We start from the raw sequence: 17,203 nt of genomic DNA, 5'->3' as shown, positions 1-17,203 counted from the left end.
CTTACTTATAGTTAGGGGCAGCCTTGGTCATTTGCACGTCATGTGGATGTGATTCTTTCAAACCGGCGTTAGTAATTTGAACAAATTGAGCCTTTTCAATCAAACTTGGAATATCAGCTGCACCAACATAACCCATTCCTGAACGAAGTCCACCATCAATTTGGAAGACAACATCTGAAACATCGCCCTTGTATTCAACACGAGCTTCAACCCCTTCAGGAACTAGCTTGTTAGCTTCATTAACTCCACCTTGGAAGTAACGATCACTTGAACCATGAGCCTGAGCCATTGCACCAACTGAACCCATTCCACGATAAGTCTTAAATTTCTTGCCATTTTCTTCAAAAAGTTCCCCTGGAGCTTCAGTAGTACCACTAAGCATACTACCAAGCATCACTGCATTACCACCAGCAGCTAATGCCTTTACTACATCTCCAGAATACTTAATGCCACCATCAGCAATAATTGGCTTGTGGTATTCGCGAGCAGCAGTTGCGGAATCATAAATTGCAGTAATTTGTGGAACCCCAACACCTGCAACAACTCTAGTAGTACAGATTGAACCAGGTCCAATTCCAACTTTAACTACATCAACCCCAGCATCAAACAAAGCACGGGTTCCATCTCCAGTTGCTACATTACCAGCAATCAAAGTTTTGTTTGGAAAATGATCTCTAATTTCCTTAATTTTACGCAAAACTCCAGCTGAATGACCATGTGCAGTATCGATTACAATTGCATCTGCACCGGCTTCGAGAAGAGCTTCAGCACGTTCAAAAGTATCGCTTGTTACACCAACTGCAGCTGCGACAAGTAAGCGATGTTGATCATCTACTGCAGCTTTAGTAGCACTAGCTGGCACAATTACACTTTTTACATTAGCTATTTCCCCAGCTTGAGCTTGGATTGACATGTTCTTATGAACAACACCAAGACCACCTTGAAGAGCCATTGCGATTGCCATTGCCCCTTCGGTTACAGTGTCCATTCCGGCACTGATCAAAGGAATATTTAACTTTAAGTTATCAGCTAACTTAGTGCTCAAATCTACTTCGTTTGGTAAAACATGACTTTCTGCTGGAATCAATAAAACATCATCAAAAGTTAAACCTTTTTTAGCAAACTTTGTTTCCCAATTTGACATCGAAAATAACTCCCCTTTTCTTGAATTACAAATTTAATTTAAATTAGCTTTACTTTACTAGGCATCTGAGATTTGGTCAAGGGAAAAAGAAAAGAAGTTAGAACTTTTTTTCTAACTTCTTTATTTGGAGAGGAGATTTCATTATATGGTTGATATTAAAATTTAGTTTGCTACGTAGGCATTCTTGAAACTATATGGTGCACCAGCGCCATTGAAGACTATGCCTTTAACTGATGGACGTACCATCCAAGCTTCTTCTGGGTGATACAGAGGTGTTACACCTTGTTTTTCTAATAATACTCTTTCTGCATCCTTCATGTTATTCCAACGTTCATTCTCACTAGAAGTAGTCTTAGAATTTGCTACTAATTTATCATATTGTGAATTTGACCATTTACCAAAGTTATAACTATTTTTGGTAGTTTCAAGATCTAAGAATGAAATTGGATCTGAGAAGTCAGCAATCCATCCAGTAAGAACTGCATCAAAGTCACCTTTCATGGCACGATTTAATCGTGTCTTCTTTGGAATACTTTGCACATTAACATCCAAATTATCTAAATTACTTTCAAGTTGACTTTGTAAAAATTCGGCAGCCTTCTTAGAAGTATCATCATCGTCACTTAAGATAGTGAATGAAAGTTTCTTTTTACCTAATTCGTTCAAAGCTTGTTGATATACTTTGTTAGCATTAGAAGGATTATAGGACATTACATTCTTAGTTTTATTATTCTTTACTAAGTTTGTGTAGTCTTTGCCATTTACCTTCACCATATCTTCAGCTGAGAAAGTAGTAGCTGGTTGATTAGCACCGCCAATAGTATTCGCCAAATTATTTCTATTGATTGCCATTGAAAACGCGCGCCGCAATTTTTCATTCTTAAAATCAGGATTCTTTTGCATATTCAATTGCAAATATTGAGTAGATGCCATCTTTCGAATGGTATAGCCCTTTTGATTCTTTAATTGTTTAGTTCCTTGGGCATTTAAGACTGCAGCATCTAACTTACCTGACTGGTATTCATTATATGCTGTTGACGGAGTTTTCTGAACACTATAATTAATTGTGTCTAACTTAACATTCTTTTTATCCCAGTAATTTGGATTCTTTTCTAACTTCCAAGTTAAATTACTACCATTCCAACCTTTTTGTACAAATGGACCATTGTAGTAATTATATTTTGAAGCCATAGCATAATTCTTACCGAATTTCTTCACAGCATTTTCATTTTGAGGATAAAATAATGGGAAGCCCATTAATAGTTTAAAATATGGGATTCTCTTATCTAAGTTAACTACTAATTTATAATTTCCCTCAGCTTTTACACCCAAACTAGAAACTGGTTTTTTACCCGCTACAATTGCCTCTGCATTTTTTACTCCAGAGAACAAGTATGAATATTCTGAAGCGGTTTTTGGATTAACCGTTCTACGCCATGAATATACGAAGTCTTTTGCAGTTACTGGATCTCCATTAGACCATTTACTATTTTTACGTAAAGTAAATGTCCAAGTTTTACCATCTTTGCTTTCTTCGGTCTTAGTGGCCAATCCTGGTTCAATCTTGGCATTATTACCAAGACGATATAAACCTTCCATCGTATTATTTAATTGTTCATAGGATACTCTATCCACCGCTTTAGAGACGTCCATGCTTGGGATTTCTGCTTGTTCCATCCAATTAAGTGTTTTTTTAGTACCCGAAGAAGAGCTATTAGATTGATTAGAACAAGCTGTTAAAGCTAATCCACAAGCTCCTACTGCAAAACCTACTGCAAATACTTTTCGCCACTTTTCCATTTTTATAACCTCATTACCTTATTTTCCTTAATCATATATACAAAAAGAAGCAACCGTCTACTTGCAGTTGCTCCTTTTCAACCTCTTTATTTAATTTTAGTTGCCTGAAACGTAAGCTTCCTTGAAGTTGTAGTTTGCACCGGCAGCGTTGTAAATAACATTCTTGATTGAAGGACGAACCATCCATGCTTCAGTCTTGTAGTAAAGTGGAGTGATTCCTTGGTCCTTAAGTAAGATCTTTTCAGCCTTTTCAAGGTCTGAGAATCTTTGTTCATCGTTTGAAGTTGTCTTAGAATCAGCAACCAACTTGTCATATTGTGAGTTTGACCACTTACCGTTGTTTTGAGCATTCTTTGAAGTCATCAAATCATCAAATGAGATTGGGTCGGCGAAGTCTGCTGACCAACCAGTAACTACAATATCGAAGTTACCATTAGTTGAACGACTTAAACGAGTCTTAAATGGTACGTTTGATACAGATACCTTAATGCCCTTTAAGTTTTCTTCAATTTGACTTTGAAGAGTTTCAGTGGTCTTTTGACCTGCATCAGTATCATCACTCAAGATGCTTACTGAAACGTTCTTCTTGCCTAATTCTTGAAGTGCCTTCTTAAATAACTTCTTTGCTTCTGCTGGATCATACTTGCTGTAGTCAGTATCAGCAGTCTTTGCAGCAAAGTCAGTATTTTCAACCTTAGTCAAACCTTGAGCGGTGAAGGAGTTAGCTGGCTTGTTTGAACCACCTAAAGCACTACCTAAAGCTTTTCTATTGATTGCAAGAGAGATGGCACGACGTAAGTTAGCATTTTGTAAATCTTTATTCTTTTGGTTGTATTGTAGGTAGAATGTTGAAGCAGTTGGACGAATAGTGTATCCATTTTGATTCTTCAAATTCTTAGTTTGTTGTGAATCTAGCAAGACTGCATCAATCTTGTTAGATTGGTATAAGTTGTAAGCAGTTGATGGCGTCTTTTGAACACTGTAGTTAACTGAATCTAACTTAACAGCATTCTTATCCCAGTAGTTAGGGTTCTTCTTAAGCTTCCATGAAAGGTTTGAACCGGTCCAACCTGTTTGAGTAAATGGACCGTTATAAGCCATGTACTTAGAAGCAGTACCATACTTAGAACCATACTTTTCAACAGCCTTTTGTTGTTGTGGGTAGAATAGTGGGAATCCCATCAATAACTTGAAGTAAGGAATTCTCTTGTCCAAGTTAACAACTAACTTATTTTTACCTTCTGCTTTAACACCCAAGCTATTTACTGGTGCTTTATTTGCAGAAATCTTAGTTGCATTATGGATACCTTCAAATAAGTATGCATATTGTGAACCGGTCTTTGGATCAACTGTTCTACGCCATGAATATACAAAGTCCTTTGCAGTTAATGGTGAACCATCAGACCACTTAGAATTACGTAAAGTGAAGGTCCAGGTCTTACCATCATTTGAAACTTTAGTATTAGTTGCCAAGGCATTTTCAACCTTGTTGTCTTTACCCAAACGATAAATACCTTCCAATACATTGTTCAATTGATTAAAACTTGTAGCGTCTGTTGCCTTAGACAAGTCCATAGTTGGGATTTCGGCATTTTCTTCCCAATTGATAGTCTTCTTAGCAGAGCTTGATGATGAATTACTATTAGATCCACAAGCTGCCAATACAGAAGCAGATACCAATACAGTTGCACCTGCTGCAAAAAGCTTTGTAAATTTCATATATTTATCCCCTCTCAAATTATGAGAAAATTAATAGATTTCTTAAGTTGTTTATAAGTATAAAACAGTACATTCTCATATGCAAGACATTTTTTAATTTTATTTTTATCATAAAACTAAAAAAAGACTGTAAACGGCGAATTTACAGTCTTTTATGATTTTAATTTTTTAAAAGCCGCTTCCCAGATTTGAACTGGGGACCTCCTCCTTACCACGGCGGTGCTCTACCTCCTGAGCTAAAGCGGCGAGTATATTGTATCAAAAAAGAAGGCATTCAACTAGAATACCTTCTTTTATTTTTAAATCGAAGTATTTAAAACAATTAGTCCTTTACAACATCTTTAGTGTTCAACCACTTGTTTGATGAAACCTTAACGATCTTCTTGCCGTTAACTTTCTTAACATCTTTTGCAGTAAAAGTTGAACCCATCTTGACAGTCTTTGAAGTCTTCTTAGCATCTTTGTTGTAAACTGCAACAGTTTGCTTCTTAGTATCTTTGACAGTTACGAAAATCTTTTCGCCCTTCTTGATAGCTGGATCAGTTGGAGCAACTTCGGCAACACCCAACTTTGGAGCATTGAAAGTGGCAGCACTAACAGTTGAACCAACACCTAAAAAACTAACAGCAAGAACTAAACTTGAAACAACTTTAACTAACTTCTTCATTTTAAATACCTTCGATTCTAAAACTCTTCATTTCCTCTTGACAACTATATTATATAACATTTGTTATTAAATGCAAGCACTTTTATAAAGAAATAAAAAGTGTCCTAAAGCCCGATATCCTGGGGGATTCTAAGACACTTTTGAGGTTAAAAAAGATAACAAATAAATAAAATAATTGTGTGAGTTTTGCTTATTTAATTGTAACCAGTGTGTATTTTCTCTTACCTTTTCTGATGATGACATACTTCCCATCAAACGCAGCTGATGGATCAACTTCAAAATCAGTAGATTGTTGACGATCGCCATTAACGTAAATAGCACCGTTCTTAACATCTTCACGAGCTTGACGCTTGGAAGGTTCAATCTTAGTATCAACCAAGAATTCCACAATATTCTTCTTTTCTGCGCCTGCTTCAGCACTTGGAGCAGAACTTAATCCTTGTTCAATTTGCTTAACTGACAAATCTTTAATGTTACCGGAGAAGAGAGCATCCGTAATCATTTGAGCTTCCTTCAAACCTTCTTCACCATGAACAAACTTGGTAACTTCTTCTGCTAATCTCTTTTGAGCAGCACGTTTCCAAGGTTCTTTTTCAGTCTTTTCAGCCAAATCTTCAATTTCTTCACGACTAAGGAAAGTAAAGTATTTAAGGTATTTAACTACATCGCGGTCATCTTGGTTAATCCAGAATTGGTAGAATTCGTAAGGACTAGTCTTTTCAGGATCAAGCCAAACAGCTCCACCAGCAGATTTACCAAACTTAGTACCGTCAGCCTTAAGCATTAATGGAATGGTCAAACCAAATGCTGGACGATCTGAACCTTCAAGCTTGTGAATAAGATCAATTCCGGCAGTAATGTTACCCCATTGGTCACTACCACCAATTTGCATTTGAACGCCATTATCTTTGTTCAAGTGATAGAAATCAATAGCTTGCAAAATTTGGTAAGAAAATTCAGTAAATGAAATACCATTCTCTAGACGACTAGCCACAACATCCTTGTTAATCATGTTGTTAACTTGGAAAAACTTACCATAATCACGCAAGAAATCAAGCAAATTCATCTTACCAAGCCATTCCGCATTGTTGCGAATTTCAAAGTTTTCAGTTCCAAACAACTTCTTCATTTGAGCAGTTAACTTTTCTTCGTTGTGCTTAACTTGTTCAGCTGTTTGAAGAGTACGTTCAGTCTTTCGACCGGATGGATCTCCAATTGCACCAGTTCCACCACCAATTAAAATTACTGGGTGATAACCTGCCATTTGGAATCTCTTCAAAATCATGAATGGAATAAGGTGACCAATATGAAGTGAATCACCAGTTGGGTCAGTTCCACAGTAAAGAGCCAAATCATCATGTTCAGCTAAATACTTGCGCAAACCTTCTTCATCAGTTTCTTGGTTAATTGCGCCACGCCATTTTAAATCTTCTAAAATGTCAAATTTTGCCATAATTTCCTCCAATAAATAAAAAACGCCCCCTAATCCAAAGGATTAAGGGACGACTAAATATCATTATTAGCCGTGGTACCACCCACGTTCACGCAAAATGCGCCTTAAATAGCCTCTAAGGGAGCCACTCCTTATCGTATTTCGTTAACTTGACCTGCCTAGCTCACACCAAAATGCTAGTTCTCTGAACACTGAATCAATTAACTACTAGTCTTAGTAATGATATTACTGAGTTTTTCAATATTAGTCAACTATCAAACAAAAAAGTCGGATAATTATCCGACTTTTTCATTATCTATAAAAACCTTTTGCGGTTAAGCCATAAGCCTTACCTGCAGTCATATCATATTGAACAGCTTCATAATCATTAAGAAGTGCACGTTGTTCTGAGGTTAGAGTCTTAGGATTTACTCTTTCACCCTTTTGATTAATGAGTTCAAATCCTTTATCACCATCAAAGTTGATTGTAATTGCAGGAAGTTTTTCATGAACTTCAGTTAACAATGCTTGGTAAGGAGTTACCTTAGAGTTAGTTTGTTCAAGCATCATTGCGATGAAGTCACTAGTATTTACAAAGTTAGTGTTCTTAACCAATTTTTCTTTAGCGCCATGCGCTCTAGCATACTTGTTTGAGTAAATAAAGTAACGAGTTGAGTGCATTTGAACTGGATACTTAGCAGTGTAACTTTGTGACAAAATACTTGGGTAGTGGTCACCGTAGAATACCACAGTAATTGGCTTATTAATCTTATCAATTTGGCCAATAAACTTCTTCACAGCCTTGTCAGTGTATTGAACACCCTTGATATAGGTTGCCATTTGTTCACGAACAGCACCACTATTGAACAATTCACCAGAAATCTTACCCATGTATTCATTCTTTGGATACCAGTTGTTGTATGGCATGTGGTTTTGGATAGAGATCAAGTTAATGAATTGACCACCATTTTGAGAATTGATTTGTTTCAAACCATTTGCATAAGCAGTGTAGTCGGAGTTATAGCTACTCTTTCCAAGTTTCTTTTGATCAATAATCTTGTACTTAGAACCTAAGTATTCAAACTTGTTAAACTTAAATCTCTTGTAATCTTCTACTCTTGAGTAGTAAGTACCAATAAATGGGTGAACGGCAGACTTGTAGTCAAAGTTCATACCAATAGTTGGGTAGAACTTGTAGCGAGGTACAACTTGAACATATGGAGTCAAAGTTGATCTAAACATCCCCATGTTAAGACCAGTCAAAGTTTCCCATTCCATGTTAGCAGTACCACCACCGTAACCAGCACTAAGCATGTTACCGTAAGTTGATTTATCCTTCATTGATTGAATAAATTTAACTGGATTTGGAGCTGATTTATCAATCTTGATAGTTGGGAAAGTATATGGATCGACAAAACTTTCACTCAAGTTAAAGACAACTGTTTGATTCTTAAGGTTGTTCTTTCTTGTCTTGTTAATTTCGTCCGCAATCTTTTGATACTTGCTATTCAAATGATTAATCGTAGATTGTGAATAATTGGCAGGTTGATCCATAACTTGCAAGTCAAGATAATTCAAGAAGTTCAAGATTGGACCGTTAATTTGAATATCACGTTCAGGGTTTCTGAAGGATTGCTTATTATCAAAACCACGATTAATGTGATAAATAAAACCACCATCATGATTGAAACGAAGTGGAGTTAAGAATAAAAGTAAACTCAAAAGTGCCCAAATTCCACGGCGCTTCCATGAACCCTTTTTCTTAATTGGAAATTTAACTTCTAAGAAAACATCTAAAGCAATAATAACTACTAAAGCAATTCCAACTACGATCAATAAAGTTGAGCCAATCATTGGAATCAAAGTCTTAAAGTTAGCTGCTTCACTCAATTCACTTGGGTAAATTGGTTCCCCACGTAAGTTAAGCTTAACCTTGTTAGCAATTGCCCATCCAATTGTAATTACACTGACTAAAACTGTGGAAGTCCAGTAGCGCGTAGTTACAAAATAGAAAATTGAGAACATTGCATCTAAGAAAATAGTAGTCAAAATAATTGCAAAGAATCTCGTACCGAGTAAGAAGACTACGGCATTGATATCACTAGCAGTTGAAATTTGAATTCTCAAATTATCTGATTCAATTAAGAATGAAGCAAAACTCAAAATATAGAACCAGATCCAGGTAAGAATCATTACTCGATGTTCGACACACCAAGCAATAAAATTCTTCCAGCAGCGAACTAAGATGTCTACTAAATTATCATCTTTACTCAAGTAGAGCATAGCTCTTCTAAATGGCTTAATTCTAAAGAGATATTTCTCATAAATCTTAGTAAGCAATACGCTCACAATCATCATAATAATGATCATGATGAGCTTATTTACACCAGCACTATTTGTGAAGCGGAAAGCATTCATAAATGAAGTGGAAATTGGCGCTTGCATGAAGATAATTACTGGAATAAAGTAACGCATTTCACGCGCACTATAAGACATGATAGTTTTTCTAAAGATTAAGAAAATTGCAATAACCATCAAAACCATAAATGGTGATGTTGGATTATTTAAGAATTGTCTATTCCAGCCGCCGCCATTACGAGCAGATAATACTTGGTACCAGAAAACTCCATTGAATCCTGGAACCCCAATAAACACTATGAAGAAGGATACAATTCCTGAAAAGATTGACCACTTAAATTGAGTCTTAGTAATCTTCCAGTTTGCTAAAAACATCCCCCAAGCAAAGTACAAAATTAGGTACACGCCAAAGATTGAGTAACGGAACCCCATTGCACCTGCACATGTTGCAAAACCAACTACAGTTAGCATACACAAAACTAACAAGTTTTGTTTAACTGTTAATTTTCTTTGCAAATCATACAAATATGGTTGTACTAAGATACTAAATATCAATCCAGCAAGTAATACAGACGTACTAGTTAATACTGGGAAGAACACACCCCATAATCGCCACATATTAAATCTATCTGGCAATTTGAAGAAGTATGCTAAATAGAACAATACCAAAGTTACAACGGCAATCAGCCAAAATCTAAAGGCTTCAGTCGGATGAACTTTTTTCTTGCTGTAAACTGCACCAAATACCATTGGTACAAAAATCATAAAGGCATTTTCAGCCATTTTTGGCACAAATCTAAGCAAACTACCTAGAGGTAATCTCCCAAAGCTGCCGCCAAAGTTATAACTTAAAGCGATCATTCCAAAGGTAGCGATACCTAGACAAAGATATTGCCAAAATGTTAGTGATTTTCTTTTTCTACTTTCACTCATCGTTTTTATCTATGTCCTTACTAAAAATATCCCTTTTATACTACACCTTAATACCCAATTTTTTCTTAATTGAATATAAAATATCAACTTTTTTGCCATGACCGGTAAAGAAATCGATAATATCCTTCCAAAACTTGAATATCATGATGACCGTAATAATCAGAAATATGATTCCTGCTTCCTGGTTTTTGAAGAATTCAAAAACACTAAATAAAATCATAAACACAAGAGGAGGAATCGTCAAATTTTGCATTACTGCTGTCAGCACTAATGCAATGAGCAGAGTAATAATTCCAGCTTTCCAATCATACACCACAGTCAAAAGGGCTGCGACAGCCACTCCTTTCCCACCTTGGAAATGATTCCAAATTGGAAAACAATGCCCTAAAATTAGCCCCAATCCTGCATAAGCCAAATTTATTTTTCCAGGAAAAGCAAAATGAACAATTAACAAGGCAATTGCGGTTTTTAATAAATCACCGCTACACGTTAATATTCCCCACTTTTTACCAAAAACAGCTCCCATATTGGCGGTTCCTGGATTTCCCGAGCCATATTTAGTTGGATCAACATGCAGAGCCAGTCGCCCAATAATCATCGCAAATAAAAAGTTGCCGAAGACATATCCAATTAAAATCGACCAAAAGCGCGCCATTAATTATCACCTTCTTCGGTGTAATCATCATAAATTTTATATTCTTGGTTTTTCTTGCTCTTAAAACTAAATCCATCAGCTACATTTCGCTGATTCTGATAAGTTTCATTATTATTGATAAACTCTTGCTCTAACCCCAATTCTGAACGAGCATAGTTAGAAACACGCTGTAATTCAGTCGTAGGTTGAATCTGGTAAGAGGAGCCATCAATTGTAGCATTATATCCATGCAAATAATCACTTACTTCATGGTCTGCACAACTGCGATAATTTAGGGCAATTGATTGCAACGCTCTAAATGGCAAGTTGGTTTTAACATTACCAGAAACCGTAGACAAGATAGAATCCAAATTTGATAAGGAGCCCAAGGATACAGCCTTTTTAATTAAAGCGATGATAACTTGGCGTTGACGTTCTTGGCGCCCATAATCTCCTTTAGGATCGTCATAACGCATTCTGGAGTAAGCTAAAGCTCCCCCACCACCCATACGGGTCATCTTACCTTTTTTAAATTCATATCCACCATATTCAAAAGTTAAATTAGGTCTAATATTAATGCCCCCAACATAGCGAATCATTTTCATAATTCCACCCATGTTAACTAAGGCATAATACTTCACTGGAACGTTAATTAGTTTAGATACACTATCCATCGCCATTTTGGCACCTCCAATAGTGTAGGCGGCGTTAATTTTTTCAACTCTAAAACTTGAATTTCCTACCATTTGAGCCATTGTATCCCGCGGGATCGACATCAAGGTATAACGCTTCTTTTGCGGATTTACAATCGCTAAAATAATAGTATCGGTACGCCCACGCTTTTCGGTTCGATCTAAGGCCCCAGTATCAGTTCCCATTAACAAAACAGCAAATTTATTTTTCCCATTAAATTCGCCATCTCGAACCTCTACCTGGTTCTTGGGATCATAAGTCTGATCGACAGCACTTTTAGCTTTGAAATAAACATATGCGGAATAAGCTACCGCCGCAACCGCGCAAATTGCTACTATGCTTATTATCCATCCTAATACTCGATGCTTTTTGTGATAATCATCCGAGTGCATCTTCACTCGACTTGTATCTGGTCTTTTTTCGTTATTTTTCATATTCCCTTTTACCTGAGTATTTATTGACAATGAGTGTATTATAGCAAAAAAAGCAAATCACTGCTGATTTGCTTGGCGTATCTTATTGAAATTGTTATATTTTCAACTTAATGTGAGCGATACCGCAAAATTCTGACTGCTATCGCCAGCTAAGTTAAGTTCATGATTTTTGGCTAAAATTTGATTTTCATTTACTTCCAGCTCAAAATCAGTCGACTCAACAGTCACCTGATGATTATTAACACCTTCAAGTTGAATTTTATTTAGGTCTTTACTTGGTGTAAAACCTGCAAGTATAGGAATAATCACCCCTAAAGAAACAGGCATTTCTTTATGAGAATTATTCTTTAAATAAAAAGATACATTTACTTGATTGCCCTCCAAAGCATAAGTAAGTACTACCTCAAAATGATACGGAAAGTACTTATAGCTCTCTTCAGTGTCAATCAATGTGAGGCTCACTCGACTATCTCCCTTATCGACAACTGTCCAAGGTAATTCGAGCGCCCAATTTTTTTCTTGGTCAATTGCTGGAAAAGCAACCGCCACTTTCTCTTGTCCATCTTGTGACTTTAGATAATCAAATTTATCATTCTGGGACACGCAGTTAACCATTTGTGCTCCATTTTCGTCAACAGAAACTTGCAAGAGAGAATTTTCAATAGTTTGCATAGTGTGTTCTCCCAACTTTTCCCCTTTTTGAAAATAGCACTTTAAGGGTAGGACTGTCAATTTCGTGAAAAACATTCTAACCCAGAATTAATTATTTTGCTATCGTTTTTTGTCCTTATTACTATAATTTTACCATTCCAACTAACAAGATATAGTAATTAGTACAGCCTTATATTATAATTAATCTGTTCCAAATAAGTAAAAAACAGTTTTTGGAATAAGTTGATAAAAAAGGCGTCTCTTTTTGCGGAGGCGTCTTTTTTTAAATTTGATAATCGATTCGATTGCCAAAAGCTTCTGTTAAATCCGCAGAAACCTTTACTACAAATGAACCATCATTAGCAGTCTTAATGTCATTAGGGTCACTACTTTTTGGCAAATTATGCTTGTTATAAAGACGACTTGCCAAAGTATCAGCGGCCATTTTCATTGCATCTCTCAAACCTTTTCCTTCAGTAATTGCACCCTTAACATCAGGAAAATTAATTACGTAAATATCATTTTCGAGTGGTTTAAAAATTGCTGGATAAGTAACAATTTTATGATCCAATGCGATTCCTCCTTACTTAAATCTTTTACTCCTAATTTTAATCTTAACGCTAAAATCCAATAATAGAGCAAAGTTTATTGAAAGAATACGTTTTCAAAACAAAAAACCTCAATCAAAAGATTGAGGTTTTTAAATTTGAATGAAAATTAGTCATCCAACTTTTCTTTGTTAACAACATCCAAGTTTTGGTCGAATGTGTAAACAACTGGTTCACCAGTCTTCATTTCTAAGTCCATAATATCGTCATCAGAAATGTTTTCAATGTACTTAGTCAAAGCACGAAGTGAGTTACCGTGAGCTGCGATAATTACGTTCTTGCCGTCAAGTAAGTCTGGAGCAACGTTGTCTTCCCAGAATGGCATTACACGGTCTAAAGTTACGTGTAAGTTTTCTGCCTTAGGAACGATGTGTGGGTCAAGCTTTGCGTAACGACGGTCATGTGCTTGGCTGAATTCTGAATCGTCATCAATAACTGGTGGCAAAACATCGTATGAACGACGCCAAATGTGAACTTGTTCATCGCCGTACTTTTCAGCAGTATCCTTCTTGTTCAAACCTTGAAGAGCACCGTAGTGACGTTCGTTAAGTCTCCAGGTCTTAGTTTCAGGAATCCAAAGTTGGTCACTTTCTTCAAGTGCGAAGTGCAAAGTCTTGATAGCACGAGTTAAAACTGAAGTGTAAGCTTGGTCAAATTCAAGACCGTGTTCCTTAATTAAACGACCAGCTTTTTTAGCTTCTTCAACACCTTTTTCTGAAAGGTTTACATCAACCCAACCAGTAAATTGGTTTGAAAGGTTCCATTCACTTTGTCCGTGACGAATTAAAACTAATTTAGACATGAAATATCTCCTTTGAAAATTCAATGTTTCAATCAATATTTTACACGCTTATTCAAAAATTGCATAGTTTTTCCTTAAAAAATCTAAATCAATCGTAAATCCTTAAATCTAAATCAATCGTAAATCCTTAGAGGATGATAAAATAAAAGTAGATTTAATAAGTAAGAAGGATGGTAATATTATGGAAACAGCAATTCAGCTTGAAGGTGGGAGCCTTTCATTAGAAGAATTAAATGCAATTTTTAAAACTATTCCCCAGGAAATGGATGTCCTCGATGAAAACGATGTGGTTGTCTGGTCATCAATGAATGAGCATCGTTTATTCAAAAGAACGCCCAAAGATATTGGGAAGACAGTCTTTGAGGTGCATCCCGGCCACAGCCAAAAGCATGTCAAAGAAGTTCTTAAGCAAATGCACAATAACCAGCGCAATTCTATTTCAATCATGATTCACAAAAACGACATCCCAGTAAACATTTCTTTTTACAGTCTTCATAACCCTGAAGGCAAATATATCGGCTGTATTGAAATCACTCAACCAGTGGAAAATTACCAAGTCAAAGGTAGTAAATTACGCAACATTTTGAATATCTTTAAGAAAAATTAATCGATTTGAGAACTTTTCTTTACTATCCAAAAACTACAATAAGAGGCGTTATCAATTTTAGTTGGGAGAAAATTATGTCAAACAAAGTAAAGAAAATATTATCCTTGGTTTTAGTAGCAATTTTGGGAGTTAATCTTGCAGCGTGTTCCAATCAAAAAAAGAAAGCAGCCGCTACAACACCCTCTGCTCAAACAATCTTAACTAAGGCGCAAAACACTAACTTAAAAAATATGAAGGCCACTTGGAAACAAACTTCTCCATCTAGACAAATTTTGCAAAAAGCGAGCGCTAAATATTCTAAAAATCCATTAGTAGTCTATGCAAACTTTACTACTAATTCTAACCACTATAAAATGTGGATTGAAAATAAAACCAACTACATTCAAATGCAAGGTACAGACACAAATAAATGGTTTAAGACTAAGCTTACTAAAGCTAGCAGCTATGCTCAATTAACCGATGATCTTGCTAAAAGCACTCTGCTTACTTTAAGCACTTCAAACCCTAACTTATTCAAAACAAAGCAAACCAAAAAAGGCTATGAAGTTTATTACCACGGAAATAATAAAAAGCTTTGGAATGAAATTATTCAAAACTCCCCTGTTACCTCTGTAATTGGCGTTGATTTAAACAAGGCTAAGCCAAAAAAGATCAATATTAAAATTAGGACTAATAAAGACTACAAGTTAAAGTCAGTTTTAATTGGTGCTGATTATAAAGATGGCAGCAAAGATAAGAAATTATCAATGAAGATCAAGGATATTAATAAATTAAAGAAGCTAGAAGTCCCTGCTTCAATTAAAAAGAATGCTGTTAATTTAGGAAATATGGCAAAATAAGAAAAAAGCTCGAAGTCACTTAGGTGCAACTCGAGCTTTTACTGTACAATAGACTTAGAAATATTAGAGAAAGAGATATATCATGAAATTCAAACGTATTTTTATTGCTGCATGTTTAATGGGGGCTTTAATTGCTGGAGGTTGTAGTAAACAGCAAAAAAAGTCCGAGCCTGTTTTAACTAAGAGTCAAGTTGTAGATCAAACTAAGAAAAGTTTTAAGAGTGGTGAAGTAATTCAATCCATTTGCTTATCTACAGATACTTCCACACAAATCGTTTCTGCTAATACTAACTTTGGTGGAGATCCGACTGTTTTCCATATTACTAATCAAACAACCAGTAAAGGTAAAACGCAAAGTTCTGAAGAGTGGATTAATATGAACAACGTTTACTTAAACGGCCGTAGTAGCTGGTACAAGGCTAAACTTGATAAACTTAGCGGTCACACTTATGCTGAACTTCTTGAAGCGATTACTAATAACACTACCATGACTGACCCAAGTCCAAAATTGGTTAAAGCTTTCAAAATGAAGCGTAACAAGAATACTTACACTCTAACTGCTGATATCAAAGACCAAAAGCTGATGAAAGATGCTGCTGATCCAATTTTTGGAACTACGGGTCAAAGTGCAGCTCAAGAAAAAGTTTTCCGCCGCGTTCAAAAATACGGCAAATATCAAAATATGACTGTTAAAGCTGTTGTAAAGAATAAAAAGTTAACGTCTTACAATCTCTTTATCAACATGAAACTTGGTAAATTGATGAAAGTTCGCTTAGGTCAAAGCTATGGTAACTTTGGTAGCCACGACTTCTTAAAGGTTCCTGACTCTGCTTTAAATGCAAAGCCAATGCCAAAAGCAAGCACTAAGAAAGGAAGCAATTAATTGAAATTAGGAATTGTAGGTAGTGGAAAAATCGTCCATGATTTTTTAACAACTGCTGATAAAATTGATAATTTAGAACTGATTGCTATCTCCACTACTAAACGTAGTGAACAAGTAGGCAAAGACTTAGCCCTTCAATACGGCATTAAACATACCTATACCGACAATAGTGATCTTTATAATGATCCAGAAGTCGATACAGTTTATGTAGCTGTCCCTAACTCGCTTCATTTTATTGTGGCTAAAAATGCCCTAGAAGCAGGCAAAAACGTCATCTGTGAAAAGCCTTTTGTTACTACAGTTAGTGAAGCTGAAGAATTAAAGCAAATCGCAGACAAAAAAGGTCTGATCATTGTTGAAGCAATCACCAATATTCACTTGGAAAACTTTAAACATATTAAAAAAGATCTTGAACAAATTGAGCCAGTTCACATTCTTTCCTTAAACTATACCCAATACTCCAGTCGCTATGACGACTTCTTAGAAGGAAAAATTGCACCAGTTTTTGATCCTAAAAAGGATGGTGGTGCTTTAAACGATTTAAACATCTATAACATCCACTTAGCTGTAGGTTTATTTAAAAATCCAAAATTAGTTAAGTACTATCCTAACATTCAAAAAGGGATAGATACTTCTGGAATTTTAAATATGGCCTATCAAGGAATTCAAGCTAGTTTAATTGCCTCAAAAGATAGTTACACAATGCCACCACGTTCATTTATTGAAGGCGAAAAAGGAACTATCTACTTTGATGGTTCACCTGGTGAACTTAATCACTATACCCTTGAACTCCGCGATAAAGAGCCAAAGAAGTATAACTTTAACACTCACTCACATCGCATGGCAGCAGAGTTTGATGACTTTGCTAAAGCAATCGATGAGCATAATACCGAGCTTGCCAACAAATGGTTTGAACATAGTTTGAATGTTTTAAAAGTTTTGGCAGAAGCCAAAGCTTCGTACTAATAAGATAATCAAAACAAAAACCTAGATCAAAAA

At 35.8% G+C, this 17,203-nt stretch carries 15 protein-coding genes and 1 tRNA gene; 4 read left to right on the top strand and 12 right to left on the bottom strand.

The genetic code is table 11. The features are described 5' to 3' along the window. Position 1 precedes the first annotated feature (1 nt). The 12 genes from guaB to KBW87_RS00865 form a co-directional block, all read right to left on the bottom strand. Positions 2-1,144: an IMP dehydrogenase gene (gene guaB, locus KBW87_RS00920; RefSeq protein ID WP_057810333.1), complete on the bottom strand. Its 1,143-nt coding sequence runs from the start codon at positions 1,142-1,144 to the stop codon at positions 2-4. A 162-nt stretch (positions 1,145-1,306) separates the two neighbouring features. After that, positions 1,307-2,944, bottom strand: coding sequence for a peptide ABC transporter substrate-binding protein (locus tag KBW87_RS00915; RefSeq protein WP_057810331.1), 1,638 nt, complete (start codon positions 2,942-2,944; stop codon positions 1,307-1,309). Between the two features lie 96 nt (positions 2,945-3,040). Beyond that, positions 3,041-4,663 (bottom strand): peptide ABC transporter substrate-binding protein, encoded by a 1,623-nt coding sequence (locus KBW87_RS00910; protein ID WP_057810329.1) that lies wholly within the window; start codon positions 4,661-4,663, stop codon positions 3,041-3,043. Positions 4,664-4,836: 173 nt separating this feature from the next. Continuing rightward, positions 4,837-4,909 (bottom strand) — tRNA-Thr (locus KBW87_RS00905). Between the two features lie 76 nt (positions 4,910-4,985). Then, a complete protein-coding gene (locus tag KBW87_RS00900) occupies positions 4,986-5,330 on the bottom strand; it encodes a hypothetical protein (protein ID WP_255807131.1) in 345 nt (114 codons plus the stop codon). Between the two features lie 190 nt (positions 5,331-5,520). Next, positions 5,521-6,783 carry a tyrosine--tRNA ligase gene (gene tyrS / locus KBW87_RS00895; protein ID WP_057809353.1) on the bottom strand — a complete coding sequence of 421 codons (1,263 nt, stop codon included), beginning with the start codon at positions 6,781-6,783 and terminating at the stop codon, positions 5,521-5,523. A gap of 291 nt (positions 6,784-7,074) precedes the next feature. After that, positions 7,075-10,053, bottom strand: a complete 2,979-nt coding sequence (locus KBW87_RS00890; RefSeq protein ID WP_057809351.1) for a sulfatase-like hydrolase/transferase — start codon at positions 10,051-10,053, stop codon at positions 7,075-7,077. A 40-nt stretch (positions 10,054-10,093) separates the two neighbouring features. Then, on the bottom strand, positions 10,094-10,708 hold the full coding sequence (locus tag KBW87_RS00885; RefSeq protein ID WP_057809349.1) for a glycerol-3-phosphate acyltransferase: 615 nt from the start codon (positions 10,706-10,708) through the stop codon (positions 10,094-10,096). After that, entirely contained in the window at positions 10,708-11,814 is a 1,107-nt protein-coding gene (locus KBW87_RS00880) for an LCP family protein (protein WP_057809347.1), read from the bottom strand. Before KBW87_RS00880 ends, KBW87_RS00885 begins: the two co-directional genes overlap by 1 nt. Before the next feature lie 102 nt (positions 11,815-11,916). After that, entirely contained in the window at positions 11,917-12,486 is a 570-nt protein-coding gene (locus tag KBW87_RS00875) for an aldose epimerase family protein (protein ID WP_057809345.1), read from the bottom strand. Positions 12,487-12,748: 262 nt separating this feature from the next. Further along, a complete protein-coding gene (locus KBW87_RS00870; protein WP_004039397.1) occupies positions 12,749-13,036 on the bottom strand; it encodes a type II toxin-antitoxin system HicB family antitoxin in 288 nt (95 codons plus the stop codon). 146 nt (positions 13,037-13,182) lie between these two features. Further along, on the bottom strand, positions 13,183-13,875 hold the full coding sequence (locus KBW87_RS00865) for a 2,3-diphosphoglycerate-dependent phosphoglycerate mutase (RefSeq protein WP_004039398.1): 693 nt from the start codon (positions 13,873-13,875) through the stop codon (positions 13,183-13,185). A 181-nt stretch (positions 13,876-14,056) separates the two neighbouring features. Here KBW87_RS00865 and KBW87_RS00860 point away from each other — a divergent pair, with 181 nt between their 5' ends. The 4 genes from KBW87_RS00860 to KBW87_RS00845 all read left to right on the top strand — a co-directional run bounded on the left by KBW87_RS00860 (position 14,057) and on the right by KBW87_RS00845 (position 17,170). Beyond that, positions 14,057-14,482, top strand: a complete 426-nt coding sequence (locus KBW87_RS00860) for a PAS domain-containing protein (protein WP_057809343.1) — start codon at positions 14,057-14,059, stop codon at positions 14,480-14,482. A gap of 74 nt (positions 14,483-14,556) precedes the next feature. Continuing rightward, positions 14,557-15,321 carry a hypothetical protein gene (locus tag KBW87_RS00855; protein ID WP_057809341.1) on the top strand — a complete coding sequence of 255 codons (765 nt, stop codon included), beginning with the start codon at positions 14,557-14,559 and terminating at the stop codon, positions 15,319-15,321. Between the two features lie 82 nt (positions 15,322-15,403). Continuing rightward, positions 15,404-16,204 carry a DUF6612 family protein gene (locus KBW87_RS00850; protein ID WP_057809339.1) on the top strand — a complete coding sequence of 267 codons (801 nt, stop codon included), beginning with the start codon at positions 15,404-15,406 and terminating at the stop codon, positions 16,202-16,204. Continuing rightward, complete coding sequence (locus KBW87_RS00845; protein ID WP_057809337.1) at positions 16,205-17,170, top strand: Gfo/Idh/MocA family protein; 966 nt, start codon at positions 16,205-16,207, stop codon at positions 17,168-17,170. It abuts the gene before it with no gap. Positions 17,171-17,203: the final 33 nt, after the last annotated feature.

Origin of the sequence: Lactobacillus intestinalis, assembly GCF_024397795.1 — a bacterium.
Taxonomy (GTDB): Bacteria; Bacillota; Bacilli; order Lactobacillales; family Lactobacillaceae; genus Lactobacillus; species Lactobacillus intestinalis.
The sequence above is the reverse complement of the archived record's forward strand: the minus strand, read 5'-3'. Positions and strand labels throughout refer to the sequence as shown.